This is a genomic window from Kineococcus sp. NPDC059986, assembly GCF_040702905.1.
Lineage (GTDB): Bacteria > Actinomycetota > Actinomycetes > Actinomycetales > Kineococcaceae > Kineococcus.
Genome location: NZ_JBFBND010000064.1, coordinates 1 through 15,535 on the forward strand (window position 1 = coordinate 1; position 15,535 = coordinate 15,535).

Below are 15,535 nucleotides of genomic sequence, written 5' to 3' on the forward strand. Positions count from 1 at the left end.
GGTGAACTCTGACCTCACGATGCAGGCCTTGACTGCCTGACTGCACGGAGCATCACGCGGCGAACGTCGTACACCACCTCTGAGGACTTGACCCCTCGCGACTGTACGGACGACGGGAAGCCGAGCTGGGGTTCTCCTTGGGTCCACCTGTGTCTGCATTCCGGATCTTCACTCGTCGACAGACACGTAGCTAGCCGTTGCATGCCCCAGCGCACTCGCACGGCACCCTGCCGACTGCGCGGCTCAGCCCGGTGACTGTTAACGATGTCCTGACACATCAAGTGTCACCGATGTCCTGACGCACAACTGTCACCGATGTCCTGATACATCACAGTCGCGGGTCGCCACCCTGCGATGTGTCGTGCGATGCCTCGGGACAGGCGACGGTGCCGCGCAGCAGTGGCGGGTGGGCGGGGAAGGGCGCGAGGCTGACCTGGTGATCACTGACGACTCGACCGAACTCCTCCGACCCCGCGCCATGGGGACCGGCGACCTCGTGGTCATCGCCTCGTTGTCAGGACCGCTGCTGGCTCAGTTCGAACCCGACCTCCAGGAAGCCGAGAGGACCCTGGAGGGGATGGGGTTCCGTGTGCGACGTGCCCCGTTGTTGCAGGTCAGCCCGGCGCACTGGTGGAGCGCGGCCAGACCCGAGCGCATCGCGGAGGAGCTCAACGCACTGCTGCGCGACGACCAGGTGCGCGCGATCATCGCCCACGACGGCGGGCAGACGGCCTTCGGGTACCTCGACCTCATCGACGTCGAGGCCGTCAGGGCCGACCCCAAGCCGGTCCTGGGGTACAGCGACATCTCCCTGCTGCACCTGGTCCTCCATCGACGTACGGGCCTCGTGGGGTTCCACGCGGATCTGGCCACGCCCGGTCTCGGTGGTGCCTGGCGGAGGGTGCCTGCAGCGCGGCGCGCCGAGCTCGAAGACCTGTACCGCAGGCTGCTGACGCGCAGCGAGCCGATCGGCGCACTCCCTGCTTCGCCGTCGTGGGAGTGCTGGCGACCAGGACGTGCCGAAGGCCCTCTGATCGGTGGGGTGATCAACCGCATCGCGTTGGTGCAGGCCACGAGGTACGCCCTGCCGGTCGAGCGCTTCCAGGGCGCGATCTTGTTCTGGGAGGAGATGGGAGGTCACGTCTCCCACGTGTGGACCTACCTGCAGGTGCTGCGTCACGCGGGGATCCTCGACAGGATCGGCGGCATGGTGGTGGGCGTGCCGCACGCCATCGGTGGCCTCGAGGACCCGCAGTCGTCCCCCTCGTTGCGTGAGGTCGTCCTGGACGTCCTCGGCGACCGCGACATCCCGGTCCTGGCGGGGGTGGAGTTCGGGCACGCGGGTCCGAACCTGCCGATGCCACTGGGAGTTCGGGCCGCCGTGGACGCCGGGCAGCGCCGGCTGGCACTGGTGCAGGCGGCGTGCCGCCCCGCGACCTGACGTTCCTCGCTCTCCCGAGGGAGCACCCGGTTGCCGGCGCAACCCCTAGTGTCTCCGCATGGCACTGGTCTTGACGTGTGGCCTCTCCTTCGCGGGCAAGAGCACCGTGGCCCGGCGCCTGGCCGACAGCCTCGGCGCGCAACTGATCAGCCTCGACCGCATCAACGAAGAACGCGGCCTCGACGGCGGCCGAGGCATTCCCCTCGAGGAGTGGGCCACCACCAACCGCATCGCCCACGAGCGAGGTCGCGACCTGCTCGCGGACGGTCGTCACGTCGTGGTCGACGACACCGGGTCACCGCGCTTCATCCGCGACGAGTGGCGTCGCACGGCGGACGCCGCCGGCTCCGTCTTCGTTCTCGTCTGGGTCCAGATCACCCCGCAACTGCAGTTGCAGCGGGTGCGAGCGAACCGAGACGAGCAGATCCGCCGAGACGTCACCGACGCGGTTCTCGAAGAGCACGCGGCGAGCTTCGAGGCGCCGGTGGACGAGAACGCGCTCATCGTCGCCGCCGAGGACACGAACGACCTGGAACGGGTGTCCGAGCTCGTCAGCGCCATCACAGCTCTGGACGCCCGATGACTGCGAGCACCGCGGCACGACCCTGGGGTCCGCTCGGGCCCGAGGCACCGGGTCAGGTCGCCGCGGCGGCCAGGAGCAGGAACATCGGAACGCGTCGTCGCCGCGCCAGCTCAGGGTCGTCGGCGTCCACGAAACGCTGCGGTTCCGGCGCGCACTCGCGCAGTTGCGACAGGGCGAAACCGTTCGCAGCCAGGCTGGTGACGTAGTTCTCCAGGGTGCGGTGGTACCAGGTGACTCTGGAGCCCATCCAGCTACGCTGCCGTGCTCCGGTGCTGAAGTAGTCGTCCACGGTCCAGTCGGTGCGGCGCTCGGTGGAGGGGGGTACCGAGATCGGAGAGGTCAGGACCGGGTGCAGAACGGTGAACACCACTCGTCCCGAGGGAACCACCCAGCGACGGCATGCGCTCAGAACGCTGTCGAGGTCTTCGACGTGGTGCAGCGCCATCCGCGAAACGATGAGGTCGAAGGTGCCGTCGGGCAGTTGCAGCTCCTCGATGCTGGAGTGCTGCACGTGCGCCTCGGTCCCGGTGAGCACCTGCCGTGCCTGCTCCAGCATCGCCCGCGAGTTGTCGACTCCGAGGTAGCTGCGGGCTCCGGCCTGCAGAGCGACGAGACCGAAGTGCGCGTCGCCGCAGCCGAGGTCCAGGACGGCCAGGCCGCCGAGGTCGCCGACGGCGGCGAGGAAGGCGGGTTCCTCCATGACGTGGTTGGGGCTGGGCCCGCTGTGCCGGTGACGGCTGTAGCTGTGGGCGACGCCGTCGCCGTCGTAGAAGGGCTCGACGGGTGGTCGCTCGGTCACGACGGGCATCCTTGCGCCGTCACGGCGCGGTGTCGATGCATCCGCTGCTCGGCACCACCGTGACGTCGTCAGGAGGCCGGGCGTGGTCGCGTGAGGAGCGTCGAGGTGGTGAACGAGGTCAGCTCCAGGACGCCGCTCACGACGAACCTGCGATCAGGTCGCTCGCGGTGGGACCTCGTCGCCCCCAGGACGGGACCACCGAGGATTCGCCGGGGCGTGCAGGGATGCTGCATCCATCCAGCGACCCGCCCGAGACCCCGCTCCAGTCCTCGGCGTGTCGGCCGATGGGTGCAGCGTTCCTGTAAGCCCGCACCTCTCGAAACCATCCCGAGCGGGAGGAGATCGAGGTCGGGCCATCGAAACGACCGCGACGAGCCACCGGCCGCTCACCCGGTGGTGCAGGCATCGTCGGAAGAGGGTGTCGCCTCCGGCGACTCGCGACGGCTCCCAGCGACTCGGATCTGGAATGCCTGTGAAACGTGGACGGGCTGAGCCGTACCCACTCGGAGGGGTCGGCTCGAAATCCCGTGCCTGCCATCGCCTCGGTCACTAGGCTGCCTGCCCATGGCGTCGGTCACCGAGAAGCGCAGTCCGGTCCTGACCCCCCAGGCCGTGGACTTCCCGCGGTGGTACCAGGACGTCGTCGACAAGGCCGAACTGGCGGACAACGGGCCTGTGCGAGGCACGATGGTCGTCCGACCCTACGGCTACGCCTTGTGGGAGAGGGTCCAGGCCGAGGTCGACACCCGCATCAAACGAGCCGGTGCCGAGAACGTCTACCTGCCGCTGCTCATCCCCGAGAGCTACCTGCAGCGGGAGGCCGACCACGTCGAAGGGTTCAGCCCCGAACTGGCCGTCGTCACCCACGCCGGCGGCAAGGAACTGACCGAGCCGCTGGTCGTGCGACCCACCAGCGAGACCGTCTTCGGTGAGCTGATGGCCAGGTGGATCCAGGGGCACCGCGACCTGCCCCTCCTGCTGAACCAGTGGGCCAACGTCGTGCGCTGGGAACTGCGTCCGCGCCTGTTCCTGCGCACCACCGAGTTCCTGTGGCAGGAAGGGCACACCGCCCACGCGACCCGGGCCGGCGCCTCGGCCTACGCCCGCCGCATCCACCTGCAGGTCTACCGGGAGTTCTTCGACGACGTCCTGGCCCTGCCCGTGCACGTCGGCCTCAAGACCGCCCGCGAACGGTTCGCCGGCGCGGTGAACACGTTGGCCTGCGAGGCGATGATGGGCGACGGCAAGGCGTTGCAGGTGGCCACCAGCCACGAGATGGGCCAGAACTTCGCCACCGCCTTCGGCATCACCCACACCGACGCCGCCGGGCGGCGGTCGCTGTGCTGGACCACGAGTTGGGGGTTGAGCACCCGCGTCATCGGCGGGCTCATCATGGGCCACGGCGACGACAAGGGACTCGTGGTGCCCCCGGTCCTGGCTCCGACGCAGGCGGTGGTCCTCGTGGTGAAGGACGACGACGCGACCGTCGCGGCCGCCGAACGGCTCCACGAACAACTGTCGGCCGCCGGGGTGCGCGCCAAGCTCGACCGGCGCACCGACCTGGGTTTCGGGCGGCGGGTCACCGACTGGGAGCTCAAGGGTGTCCCGGTGCGGCTGGAGGTGGGTCCCCGCGACCTGGGCGACGGGGTGGTGACCCTGGCTCGGCGGGACAGCGTCGAACGCGACCGTCCGACCGTGGAGGCGGCGGCGTCCCTGGTGCCCCCGCTGCTGCAGCGGATGCAGGACGACCTGCTGCGACGGGGGCGAGAACGTCTCCGGGCTCGCACGGTAGACGTCACCTCGACGCCGGAGGCAGCTGAGGCCGCGCGGTCCGGCTTCGCGCGGATCCCCTGGCGGACCCTCGGGGTGGACGGTGAGGCGCAGCTGGCCCAGAACGCGGTGACCGTGCGGTGCCTGCAGCGTCCCGACGGTTCCCTGCCCGAGGCCGACGACGAGGACGACCTGGTCGCCGTCGTGGCCCGGAGCTATTGACCCCGTTGCGCTCGAGCCCCCGTACGCCGACACCCGTCAGGCCGGTGTTCCCCCTGCCCGGTGCGGCGGCGGTTCCGTGGCGACGACGTCTGTCCAGACCTCCACCAAGTCCTCGACCAGGCCGTCCCGGACGGTGGCGAAGGAGGCCACGTAGTACGTGTCGCCGGTCCCCGAAACCGGACTCACGCGGGCCCGCAGGACCGCCTGGTCCACCGAGGCGACGACGTCCTCGAGGACGAAGCGCTGAGCGCCGGGGTAGTCGCGGTTGGCCGCGACGAAGGACTCCCGGGTGAAGGTCTCACCGGTGTGCACGTACCTGGCGGAGAAGGTCGGACTCAGCAGCTCGCTGAGGGCGTGCCAGTCCTGCGCGTCGACAGCTGCGGCGAAGCGGCGCGCCACGTGCTCGACGTCCTGAGGGTCCTCGACGGCGTCCATGCAGCGAATCCTCCCGCGGACCGGGGGGTTCAACAGCCCCAGCTCACCAGCAGTGCCCGGTCTCGCGGATCGTGCTCGCCGCGCAGCTCCCACAACGTCCCCGTCGCCCCGTTCGCGGGGTCGACCACCCCCTCCGGCGACCTGCGCCGCACCGGCCGCACCAGGTCCTCCGCGCGGCCGCTGAGGTGCACGTCCCGGTCGCTGTGCACCTCCTCCAGCAGCAGGGCCCCGCCCCGGAGGAACGCCTTCAGCAGGGCAGGACCCGGCCCCAGTCGGACCTCGTAGACCGCCCCGTCGGGGCTGGCGAGACGTTCCAGGTACTCCAGCCAGACCCACTCCCCGGTCCGCCCCGCCCTGTCCTGCCTCGTCCCCACCGCCCCATCCTCGCGGCTCACGGGGCGGGTGTCCGGTGGTCTCGCGGCACGCGCTGTCGTCCCCTCCGCGCCCGCGTGCAACCTCCCGACCCGGCCGCGGCGTACATGCTGGTGGAGAAGGGGGGCCCGAGTGCGCCACCGTGACGACGACCGCGACGAGAGCTTCGACGCCTTCGCGGCCGCGACCATGCCGCGACTGCGCCGGGTCGCCTACGCCTGGTGCCACGACTGGCACCACAGCGACGACGTCGTGCAGGACACCATGGAACGCGTCTACGCCGCGTGGCCCCGTGTGCGTCGCGGCGGCGAGGAGTACGCCTACGCCCGCACCACCCTGGTCCGCAGGCTCATCTCCGAGAACCGCCGAGCCTGGCGACGTCACGAGGACACCGGGCTCGAGGCCGTCCCGGCGTCCCGGCACGACACCGCACCCGACGCGACCGGCCCCGCCCTGGAACGTCTCGACGCGCTGGACCTGTTGCGCCGGTTGCCGGTGCGTCAGCGCGCCGTGGCCGTCCTGCGCTTCCTGGAGGACCTCCCCGTCGGCGAGGTCGCCGACCTGCTGCAGTGCAGCGAAGGCACCGTCAAGAGCCAGGCCCACCACGCCCGCCGTTTCCTGCACGAACACCTGACCGATCCACACACCCCCGATGGAGCCCGGCGATGACCCACCCGGACCACCACGACCATCCCGGTGAGGACGACGACCGCCTGCAGTTCGACGTCTCGGCCGGCCTGCGCGCGGCGCTGGACGACCGACCCGCCCCACCGCCGACGTGGGACCTGCAGAGGATGAAGAGCCGCGGCCGGCGGCGCCGGACCCGTGCGCGCGCCGTGCCGGTCGTGGCGGGGTTGCTCCTCGTCGCCGGCGCCGGTGCGGTCGTCGCCACGACCGGGGCCGGCTGCCCGTGGAACAGCGCGACCACCACCGTCGCACCGTCGGTCGGTGGAGACCCCGACCAGGTCGTCCGCGACTACCTGGCCGCCCGTCGGGCCGGGGACAACGCCCGGGCCTTCGACGACTACTGGGTCCCGGGCGTCGGTGCCCGCATCGACGTCACCGGTGAACGGCTGTCCGCCGACCGCATCGACGTCGGGGCACCCCACCCCGAACCCACCGGCCCCGGAACCCCCGCCCAGGGGTGGGAGCAGGCCGTGTCGGTCCCCGTCACGATGACCTGGGACTCCGGTCCCGGGTTGACCACCGGCAAAGCACCCGTCGACGGGCAGGTCGTCCTGGTCCGGGACTCCGACGGTCAACCGTGGCGGATCGCCTCCTCCTTCCTCGAGCCGCCGCTGTACTCGGTGCCGAACGTCGGGTAGGCCGCCAGGGGGTCTTGTTCCTCGTTGCCGCGAACCACCCGGACGGCGCACTCAAGGACGCGGCCTCAAGGACCGACACGGACCTGCCGAGGAGTGACCATGCCGAGCGCGACCCGCACGGCGACGGTCGTCGCCGCCGCCCTCCCCCTGCTCGTCCTGCTCGTCGGTCGGCACCACGACGGTTCGGCCGCGGAACCCCCGTCGGCCCAGCCCATCCCGGTGGACTGCTTCGTCACGAGCGCCTACGACTACGGGTACGACCCGGACAGCACGGCCGCCTTCCCCGACCTGGACGCAGCGCAGGCGGGTCTCGCGCGACAGGCCCGGGAACTCACCGCAGCGGCCGACGAGCACGCAGACCCGCAGTTCCGCGCCCAGGCGGACGCAGCCCTCGCCCTCAGCCGCCCGGGGACCCACCGCGTGGTCCGGGGCAGTTCGGTGCTCCTGACCGCCTTCGACCAGCAGCACCACGTCGTCGCGGAGGCCACCTACGGTCCCCCCGGGATCTTCCTGGAGTCCACCCCCGCCGACGGCTACGTGCTGCAGAGCCTCACCTTCCCGGTGGAACCCCTAGCGGGCCGGACGAACTGCGCGACGCCGCTCGCCGGCTGACGTCGCACCGGCTCAGCGCGGAGAACGGCCGTGTCCCGCTCGTTCGCGGAACGCGGTCGGGCTGCAGCCGTGGGCTCCTCGGAACCGGCGGGAGAAGTAGAGCGGGTCGGTGAAACCGACCGTGCCCGCGACGTCGGAGACGGGACGGGTCGTCTCCTCCAGGAGGCGGGCGGCCAGGTCGAGCCGGCGGCGCTCGACGTACCGGTGCGGGGGTGTTCCCACCTGCGCGGTGAAGACGTGGGCGAAACGGGAGACCGACATCTGCGCCCGCCGGGCGAGCGTCCGCACGGAGAGGTCGTCGGCCAGGTGGGTCTCGACGTGCTCGAGAACGCGGGCCACGACCGGCGTGACCCCTTCCGGCACCTGCCGCGCATCGGCCACCAGCAACAAGGCCCGTTCCAGGCAGTTCATCGCCAGGCGGTCCGCCACGGGCCGGTCGGTGCGGCGGTGGGTCAGCGCCTCGGTGAACGCCTCGAGGACGGCGGGGAATTGCGACCCCGGGACGGACGTCCGCTGGATCCCGGAGTCGTCGAGCAACGGGTCCCACTCCGACCGGACGACGGCGTGGGCCCAGAGGAACTCCCACCGAGCACGGCCCTCCCGCACGGCGTAGTCGTGCGGCACGAAGGGCGGCACCGCCACCAGGTCTCCCGGTGCCGCCACCACCTCCGCCCCTGCGGCCACGAACCGGCCGCACCCGCCGACGGTGAGCGTGAACATCCAGTCCGGTCGCCCTCGGGGTCTGCGCACGTGGTACCCGGCGACCTCGTCCGACGCCCCCACCACGACGCGACGACCGGGTGCGGGCAACCACTCCCCCGGCACCTCGTCGTCGGGCAGACTTCCCACAGTAGGATCTTCCATGCCTGCGACGTGTCTGTCGATGGTGCCGGTGGCTCGGGTGGTCGACGCTGGAGGACATGACGAACGACGTGGTGCAGACCGTTGACGCCGTGGCGAGCTACACGCGCGACGGGTACGTCCTGGTGAAGGGACTGTTCTCCCCCGACGAGGCCGCCGACTGGTACGCGCACGCCCACCGCCTCGGGGAGACCCGGACCGCCGACTTCGCCTCGCCCGCCGAGCACGACCCCACCTCGCAGGACCCGCTGCGGCGCCACCCCCGGCTCATGCAACCCCACCTCGGCGACGACCAGAGCCTGCGGTTCCTGCTCGACGAACGCCTGCGCCGCGCCCTGGTGCACCTCTTGGGCGAAGAACCCCTCGCCGTCCAGACGATGATCTACTTCAAACCTCCGGGGGCCCGGGGGCAGGCGCTGCACCAGGACCAGCGCTACCTGCAGGTGTCACCGGGGACGTGCGTCGCCGCGTGGCTGGCGCTGGAACGGGTGGACCCGGCCAACGGATGCCTGCGGGTCGTGCCGGGGTCGCACACGATCGACGTGCTGTGCCCCGTGCCCAGCGACACCACCCGGTCCTTCACGAGCGAGACCGTCCCCGTTCCCGAGGGGATGGACGTCGTCGACGTCGTCATGGAGCCGGGAGACGTGCTCTTCTTCCACGGCAACCTCATCCACGGATCGGACCCGAACACCACGCACGACCGGTTCCGGACAGTCGTCGTCGGCCACTACGCCACCGGTGGGGCGGAACACATCTCCCAGTGGTACCCCGACGTCATGAGTTTCGAGGGTGAGTCGACACCGCTCGACCTCGTGCCGGTGGGCGGACCGTGCGGGGAGTTCGTCGACGGGGAGTTCGTGGTCACCTCGACCGTGCGGGAAGCTCTCGCCCGACACTGAACCCGCCCACGCGCGGGCGGCGGCTCAGGCCAGTCCCAGCGCCCGCAGGGACGCGACGGTGTCGGTGATCGTCTCGAGCACAGGGCGCGGGCGGAACCCCAGCTCTGCCTTGGCGCGGTCGTTGCGGATGACGAGCGGCACCGGTTCCTCACCCTCGGCCTCGGTGACGTCCCCGCCCGCCGCGCGCGCGACCTCCCGGAACGTCATGGTCGGTCCGTCGGCCAGGAGCAGGTACCGGTGCCCCGCGGCGGCCGGGGTCCGCATCGCCGCGACGTGGGCGGCCGCCACGTCGCGGACGTCCGCGATGCCGAAGCGCTGCCGCGGCACGACGGTCCTCGCCCCGCTGAGGAGGGCCGTGAAGAACGCCAGCGAGGACCGGGCGGCGACCGTCAGGGTGGGGCCCGCGATCCACGTGGGGTTCAGGACGACGAGTTCGAGGTCGCCACCCTGCGACCCCACGAAGTCCCACGCCGCCCGTTCGGCGACGGCCTTGGACAAGGGGTAGGCCGGCAGCCCCGGGGTCTCCGGGTCCGTCCAGTCGTCCTCGTCGTAGTCGCGCACGGGTTTCGGGGAGTAGCCGACGGCCGCGAACGAGGAGGTCAGCACCACGCGGCGCGTCCCGGCTGCCCGGGCGGCGCGCAGCACCCGCAGGGCACCGTCCCGGGCGGGGACGACGACCGCGTCACGGTCGTCGGTCTGCACCATGGGTGAGGCGACGTGGTGCACCTCGCTGATGCCGTCGAGGGCGGCCGTCCACCCGGCGTCCTCGGTCAACGAGGCCTCGACGAAACTCAGGCGCGCAGCGTCGACGCCGGCCCGGTGGACCGCGGTGCGGACCTCCTCGGCGCGGTCCAGGGAACGGACCGTCGTCCGGACGGCCGTGCCCGCGGAGAGCAGGTCGGCGATGAGGCGGGTCGCGAGGTACCCCGTTCCGCCGGTCACGAGAGTGCTGGTCATCGGTGGGTCTCCTCGAAGCGGGGAACGATGGTCTGGAGCTCGTCGCGGGCCGCGGTCTCGGCGGCGTCGTCCGCCCGGTCGCGGGCGTCCCACAGGGTGGCCTTCACCCGCAGGTAGTCCAGGTGGACGGTCAGGGTGGCGATCTGCTCCTCCACCCGCGCCGCGTGGCGCAGCAGGATGTCGCGCTGCTCCGCGGCCGCGGCCCGGCCGCGGGCGCGGTTGGCCTGGTAGGTCCGCATGTCCTGGATGCCGACGCCCATGACGCGCAGGCACGCCAGGACCTGGGCGTCGTCGAGGTCGCTCTCGCCGTACCGCCGGTGCCCGCTGCGGTCGTCGCGGGCGATCGGACCGAGCAGGCCGGCGTCCTCGTAGTAGCGCAGCGTCGCCTCCGGTAGACCGCTCTGCCGCGACACGTCCTGGATGCTGTACGTGGTCACGAGGAGAGCTCACCAGACCTCAAGCGCTCGAGGTCAAGGCCGGTTCCCGTGCCGGCTCCGGGGAGCGAGGAAGGGCCACCCGTTCGGGTGTCGACGCTCGTCCTGCGGGTCACGGGTGCCCAAGACCATCCGTCGGACCGGACCACCGGTCTGCGGGAGAGGGGACGACGGTGGACTCGGCCACTCCGGTGTGGACAGCGGTGCTGACGCTCTGCACCCTCTGCTGCCTCGCGGCGACCCCCCTGGCCTGGCGCGGCGCTCACGGCGGCCCCAAGCGGGCCTTCGCGATCGGCATGACCGGCGCCGTGGGGTGGTGCGCCGCCGCCGCCGGACTCAGCACCACCCCCACCCTCGCCGTCACCGACGCCCTGCGGGTCCTGGCCACGACCGGCGCGCTGACCGTGGCCGCCTCCGCCTGCTGGATGGCGCGCACGGCGGACGACCCCCACCGCCGGCCCGTCCCCGCGGACCTCGCCGTGCTCACCGTCCCCCCGGTCCTGGTGCTCGGCGCGGTGGTCACCAACCCCTGGCACCACCTGGTCTACCGGGACCTCGTGGCGGGCTCGGGGGCAGATCTGTGGGACGAGGGGCCGTGGTACCCGCTCGTGGTCGCGCTCCTGGCCGTCCCCGCCACGCTGTGCATGGTGCACCTGGCACGAGGGCCGTCCCGTTCCCCGGCGCACTTCCGTCCGCACCTGGGGATCCTGCTCTGCGGCGCCGTCGTCGTCGCCGCAGCCGTGGTCGTCTCCCTGGCCCTGTCCCGTCCGGACCGGAACGTCGACGTCGTGCCCGTGGGGTTGGCGTTCGCCGCCGCCTCCAGCATCCGCGGCTTCGTGCGCCACCGGCTCCTCTCGGTCGTCCCGCTGGCCCGTGCCCACGTCGTGGAGATGCTCCCGGACGCGGTCGTGGCCACCGACGCCGAGGGGATGGTGGTCGACCTCAAAGCCTCCGCGACCGCGCTGCTGCGCGACCTGGCGGCACGAGGCGTCGCGTCCGCCCAGACGCCCGTCGGACAGCCGGTGTGGGAGGTCATGCCGTTCCTCAGACCGGCCGTCTGCGCTGCCGAGGCCGCTGCAGGTGCGGTCGACGGCACCGCGGGCCGCGTCGGCGCTGCGCCCGGCACCGTCGACGCCGGAACGGTCTCCCCCCGGCCCGGCCTGCACCTCGGGGTGCGGACCGGGGCGATCCGCTCCTCCCAGGGGGCACTGCGGGGCTACGCCCTGCTGCTGAACGACATCAGCGACGTCGTCGAACGACGACTCGCGGCCGAACGCGCCTCCGAACTGCTCGCCGAGGAGGTCCAGCGCGATCCCTTGACCGGACTGCTCAACCGTCGAGGTCTCCAGACCGCGGCCGCCGAGGTCGCCGACCACACCCCGCGGGCCGTCGTCGTCTTCGACCTGGACCACTTCAAGGCCGTCAACGACACCTACGGCCACGACGTGGGAGACACCGTGCTGAGCGTCCTGTCCGACGTGTTGGCCGACGTCGAGGCGGCTCACGCCGCCCGGGGCGCCGTCGCGGCACGGATGGGCGGGGAGGAGTTCGTCCTCCTGCTGCCCAGGATGGTCCAGACCGAGGCCGTGAGGGTCACCGAGGAGGTGCTCGCGTGGGTCCGCGGCACGGTCATCCCCGCCTCGACCCCCACCGGCGTGCTGCAGATCAGCGTGACCGCGTCCGCCGGCGTCGCTGCCAGCCCCCGGACGCACGGGACACCCGTGGTGGAACTGCTGCGCCAAGCGGACGTCGCGCTCTACACCGCGAAACGTGCCGGCCGGGACCGAGCCGCCGCCGCGTCCTTCGACCACCCCTCCACCCGCCCCGCCGCCCCCTCAGCCGCCGACAGCACCGGGGACTTCGCCGACGCCTGACGGCAGGGCTCGTCCGTGCCGGCACGTTGCCGGCGGCTCCCGGGCGGCGTGGTTCCCGCGCGAACACGGAAGAACTCGGCTGCGCCGGACACGCCGTGCGTCTACCGTGCCCGGGGTGTCCTGCCGACTGGTCGCCCTGCGGGTGGACAGCCACGACCCCCTCGCGCTCGCGGCGTTCTGGGGACGCCTCCTGCGCCGACCGGTCCACGACGAGCCCTCCGGGCCGCTGCTGGCCGGCGGTGGGGGCCAGGTGGGACTGCGCTTCGTGCCGAGCGACGGCGTCCGGACCGGCCCGGGCCTGGTGCACCTGCACGTGACCAGCAGCAGCGCAGCCGATCAGCAGGCCACCGTCACAACGGTCCTCGCCCTCGGCGGCCGCCACCTCGACGTCGGTCAGACGGCGGAGGAGGGGCACGTCGTCCTCGCCGACCCCGAGGGCAACGAGTTCTGCGTCGTCGAACCCGACAACTCCTTCCTCGAAGGGTGCGGTCCCCTCGGAGAACTCGCCGGCGACGGCACCCGTGAGGTCGGGCACTTCTGGTCCAGGGCACTGCAGTGGCCCCTGGTCTGGGACGAGCAGGGCGAGACGGCGGTCCAGTCCCCGGAAGGCGGCACGAAGGTCGCGTGGGGTGGGCCGCCGGTGGCGCCCAAGGTCGCCCGGAACCGGCAGCGCCTCGAGGTCGCGGTGGCGTCGGGTTCCGCGGGGGCCGAGGTCGACCGGTTGCTCGGACTCGGGGCGCGCCCGTCCGGACCCGCCGACGGTTCCGAGCACGAACTCCTCGACCCCGACGGCAACGAGTTCCACCTCACCACCGCCTGATCCGGTCAGGGCCGGAGTCGGCGCGCCCCCCGGTCGAGGGCGGGTGCGTCCGGGACGGTCGGCTGGACGACGAGGTCCGCGCTGTCGAACCCTCCGGCCGTGGTGAGCAGGGACGGGGCACCGCCGTCCAGCGGGAACCTCCAGACCGCCGGGTCGGCCGAACCGTAGTCGCACCCCTCGCACGCGGAGACCGACGTGAAACCGTCCAGGGCCAGGAACGTGCCGTCGGGGGCCCAGACCAGGTGCTCGACGCGGACGGGCGCCGGCCCGAGGTCCTGCAGCAACCGGCCACCGGCGTCGGTGACGACGACTCGCGGGGCGCCGGTGGGGCGGAAGCTGACCCCCTCCCCCGGCGCTGCCGGCGCCTCGGGGGTGCGGACCATCGCCAGCTTCGTCCCGTCCGGGGAGAAGACGGGGAACTCCTCGGCGAACGCGGGGGTGACCTCGCGCTGGGAGGTCGCGGTGGCCACGTCGATGCGCACCAGGTCCTGCCCGAGCTCGTCCGAGCGGGCAGCGACGACGGTCGTCGCCCCCGCCGAGAAGGAGGCCCACCCGCTGCGCCGGGCGTCCCCCGCCACCTGCCGGGTCCGGCCGCTCGCGAGGTCGGTGAGGAACACCTCGTAGTCACCCCCGGTGCAACTGTCACCGGCCTGCGCCCGCCACAGCAGGGTCGCCCCGTCGGGGGAGAACGTGAGGTCCGCCGTGTTCACCGGCACGTGCCCCAGGCTGTGCACGACGCCGGCGGGCGAGAGCAGGACGAGTTCCGCCACCGGAACGGGAGGACGGGTGGCGCAGTCGGCGTCGGTCTGGACCGCCGAGCGCGCGACCGCGATCGACCCGTCGGGCCCGGTGGCCACGGCCCGCAGGTCGAACCCGCTCATCAGCGCGCGACGGTCGCTGCCGTCCGGGCGGGCGCTGTAGAGGGTGGAGCCGCCGTCGGTGCGGCCGTCGAACCCGATCCAGACCAGGCGCCGCCCGTCGGCGCTCCAGGACACGTCGCCGGGTCGGCCCGGGGCGACGGTCCGCACCTGCCCGGTGCCGGGATCGACCGTCCGCAGGCTCTGCTCGGTGTCGTCCCCCACCCAGCCGCTGAAGGCGACGAGTCCCCCGCCGCGCGCGGGCGCCGGTGCGGCGGGGGCAGCGGGCACTGCGCAGGAGGCGACGAGCACCAGGGCCCCGGCCGTCACGGCGGCTGTGACCGCACTGCGTCTGCGCATGCTCCATTGGACAGCACCGGCGAGCCCGCCGTCGGTGGTTCGGCACCACCGCCCCGCGGTAGCGGCTCACGATGGCCCGCGACCGGTCGATGGAACGGTGCAGAGGCCTGCACCCCGCCTCGACCCCACCTCGAACCCGCCTCGACACGACCGCCCGACCGACCGCCGCAGAGGGGACAGCCGTGCTCACGCGCCTGCGCGACCTGAGGGTCGCCACGAAGTTGACCGCCGGTTTCGGGGTGGTCTGCGTCCTGCTCGTCGTCCTCATCGTCGTGGCCGCCACCCGGCTGGCGAACGCCCAGTCGAACCTGGACGACCTCTACTCGTCGTCGATGGCGTCGGTGAGCGCCGTCGACGACGTCAAGGCCAACTTCCTGCAGATGAACCAGGACCTTCCCGACATCGCCCTCGCGCAGGACGACGCCGCGACGAGCGCCGCGGAACAGTCGCTGACGCGGGACGACCAGGGCTCCGAGAAGGCCTGGACGACGTACGAGGCCTCCGCGTCCGGGGCATCGGCCTCCCTGCGTGCCACCGCCCGCGACCTGCTCGACCAGCAGGACCGCGCCCGGCCCGACGCCATCGCGCTGGCCACGCTCGACGACCCGACCCAGTTCATCGCCTACCGCGCACAGAACCTCACCCCGCTCACGGCGAAGGTCGTCGCGGCCCTCGACGAGCTCGCGGACGCCGAGGACACGGCCGCCGCCGCCACCCGCGACGCTGGCGCCGCCGCCTACCGGTCCGCACTGACCCTGATGATCGCGCTGGGAGCCCTCTCGGTGGCCTTCGCCCTGACGGTGGCCGTCCTCATCTCCCGGTCCATCGCCGGCCCCCTCGGCCGCGCCGTCGTCGTCATGGAAGGCCTGGCCCAAGGCCGCCTCGACCAACGCGTCGCCTACACCGCCAAG

17 protein-coding genes are annotated in these 15,535 nt (G+C 72.4%); 10 read left to right on the forward strand and 7 right to left on the reverse strand.

Annotated elements, in window-relative coordinates:
• Window positions 1-436 precede the first annotated feature (436 nt).
• Together AB0637_RS24505 and AB0637_RS24510 are read left to right on the forward strand one after the other, a co-directional pair.
• Window positions 437-1,441 carry an LD-carboxypeptidase gene (locus AB0637_RS24505; protein ID WP_366175380.1) on the forward strand — a complete coding sequence of 335 codons (1,005 nt, stop codon included), beginning with the start codon at window positions 437-439 and terminating at the stop codon, window positions 1,439-1,441.
• 58 nt (window positions 1,442-1,499) lie between these two features.
• The gene (locus tag AB0637_RS24510) at window positions 1,500-2,024 is read left to right on the forward strand and encodes an ATP-binding protein (protein WP_366175382.1); all 525 of its coding nucleotides are present in this window, start codon (window positions 1,500-1,502) and stop codon (window positions 2,022-2,024) included.
• Window positions 2,025-2,076: 52 nt separating this feature from the next.
• Here AB0637_RS24510 and AB0637_RS24515 read toward each other — a convergent pair whose 3' ends face one another.
• A complete protein-coding gene (locus AB0637_RS24515) occupies window positions 2,077-2,823 on the reverse strand; it encodes a class I SAM-dependent methyltransferase (RefSeq protein WP_366175384.1) in 747 nt (248 codons plus the stop codon).
• Window positions 2,824-3,387: 564 nt separating this feature from the next.
• Here AB0637_RS24515 and proS point away from each other — a divergent pair.
• Window positions 3,388-4,815 (forward strand): proline--tRNA ligase, encoded by a 1,428-nt coding sequence (gene proS, locus AB0637_RS24520; RefSeq protein WP_366175386.1) that lies wholly within the window; start codon window positions 3,388-3,390, stop codon window positions 4,813-4,815.
• 36 nt (window positions 4,816-4,851) lie between these two features.
• On the opposite strand, the gene AB0637_RS24525 is transcribed toward proS, so the two are convergent.
• Both AB0637_RS24525 and AB0637_RS24530 read right to left on the reverse strand, forming a co-directional pair.
• Window positions 4,852-5,250 carry a nuclear transport factor 2 family protein gene (locus AB0637_RS24525; protein ID WP_366175388.1) on the reverse strand — a complete coding sequence of 133 codons (399 nt, stop codon included), beginning with the start codon at window positions 5,248-5,250 and terminating at the stop codon, window positions 4,852-4,854.
• A gap of 29 nt (window positions 5,251-5,279) precedes the next feature.
• On the reverse strand, window positions 5,280-5,624 hold the full coding sequence (locus tag AB0637_RS24530; protein ID WP_366175389.1) for a hypothetical protein: 345 nt from the start codon (window positions 5,622-5,624) through the stop codon (window positions 5,280-5,282).
• 130 nt (window positions 5,625-5,754) lie between these two features.
• Between AB0637_RS24530 and AB0637_RS24535 the strand changes: the two genes are divergently transcribed.
• From AB0637_RS24535 to AB0637_RS24545, 3 genes are all read left to right on the forward strand, one after another.
• A complete protein-coding gene (locus AB0637_RS24535; RefSeq protein WP_366175390.1) occupies window positions 5,755-6,291 on the forward strand; it encodes a sigma-70 family RNA polymerase sigma factor in 537 nt (178 codons plus the stop codon).
• Window positions 6,288-6,947: a hypothetical protein gene (locus tag AB0637_RS24540; RefSeq protein WP_366175392.1), complete on the forward strand. Its 660-nt coding sequence runs from the start codon at window positions 6,288-6,290 to the stop codon at window positions 6,945-6,947. Before AB0637_RS24535 ends, AB0637_RS24540 begins: the two co-directional genes overlap by 4 nt.
• Window positions 6,948-7,046: 99 nt before the next feature.
• Window positions 7,047-7,559, forward strand: a complete 513-nt coding sequence (locus AB0637_RS24545) for a hypothetical protein (protein ID WP_366175395.1) — start codon at window positions 7,047-7,049, stop codon at window positions 7,557-7,559.
• A gap of 12 nt (window positions 7,560-7,571) precedes the next feature.
• Here AB0637_RS24545 and AB0637_RS24550 read toward each other — a convergent pair whose 3' ends face one another.
• Entirely contained in the window at window positions 7,572-8,408 is an 837-nt protein-coding gene (locus AB0637_RS24550) for a helix-turn-helix domain-containing protein (protein WP_366175396.1), read from the reverse strand.
• Between the two features lie 71 nt (window positions 8,409-8,479).
• Between AB0637_RS24550 and AB0637_RS24555 the strand changes: the two genes are divergently transcribed.
• Entirely contained in the window at window positions 8,480-9,322 is an 843-nt protein-coding gene (locus AB0637_RS24555) for a phytanoyl-CoA dioxygenase family protein (RefSeq protein WP_366175397.1), read from the forward strand.
• A gap of 24 nt (window positions 9,323-9,346) precedes the next feature.
• Here AB0637_RS24555 and AB0637_RS24560 read toward each other — a convergent pair whose 3' ends face one another.
• Complete coding sequence (locus tag AB0637_RS24560) at window positions 9,347-10,279, reverse strand: NAD-dependent epimerase/dehydratase family protein (RefSeq protein WP_366175398.1); 933 nt, start codon at window positions 10,277-10,279, stop codon at window positions 9,347-9,349.
• Window positions 10,276-10,716, reverse strand: a complete 441-nt coding sequence (locus AB0637_RS24565) for a MerR family transcriptional regulator (RefSeq protein WP_366175400.1) — start codon at window positions 10,714-10,716, stop codon at window positions 10,276-10,278. The genes AB0637_RS24560 and AB0637_RS24565 overlap by 4 nt, the downstream gene beginning before the upstream one ends.
• Before the next feature lie 200 nt (window positions 10,717-10,916).
• Here AB0637_RS24565 and AB0637_RS24570 point away from each other — a divergent pair, with 200 nt between their 5' ends.
• Window positions 10,917-12,587, forward strand: coding sequence for a diguanylate cyclase (locus AB0637_RS24570; RefSeq protein WP_366175402.1), 1,671 nt, complete (start codon window positions 10,917-10,919; stop codon window positions 12,585-12,587).
• Window positions 12,588-12,702: 115 nt separating this feature from the next.
• Complete coding sequence (locus AB0637_RS24575; protein WP_366175404.1) at window positions 12,703-13,407, forward strand: VOC family protein; 705 nt, start codon at window positions 12,703-12,705, stop codon at window positions 13,405-13,407.
• Window positions 13,408-13,412: 5 nt separating this feature from the next.
• On the opposite strand, the gene AB0637_RS24580 is transcribed toward AB0637_RS24575, so the two are convergent.
• Window positions 13,413-14,624 (reverse strand): hypothetical protein, encoded by a 1,212-nt coding sequence (locus AB0637_RS24580; protein WP_366175405.1) that lies wholly within the window; start codon window positions 14,622-14,624, stop codon window positions 13,413-13,415.
• Window positions 14,625-14,806: 182 nt separating this feature from the next.
• Here AB0637_RS24580 and AB0637_RS24585 point away from each other — a divergent pair.
• On the forward strand, window positions 14,807-15,535 hold a 729-nt coding region (locus AB0637_RS24585; protein ID WP_366175407.1), incomplete at its 3' end, for an MCP four helix bundle domain-containing protein.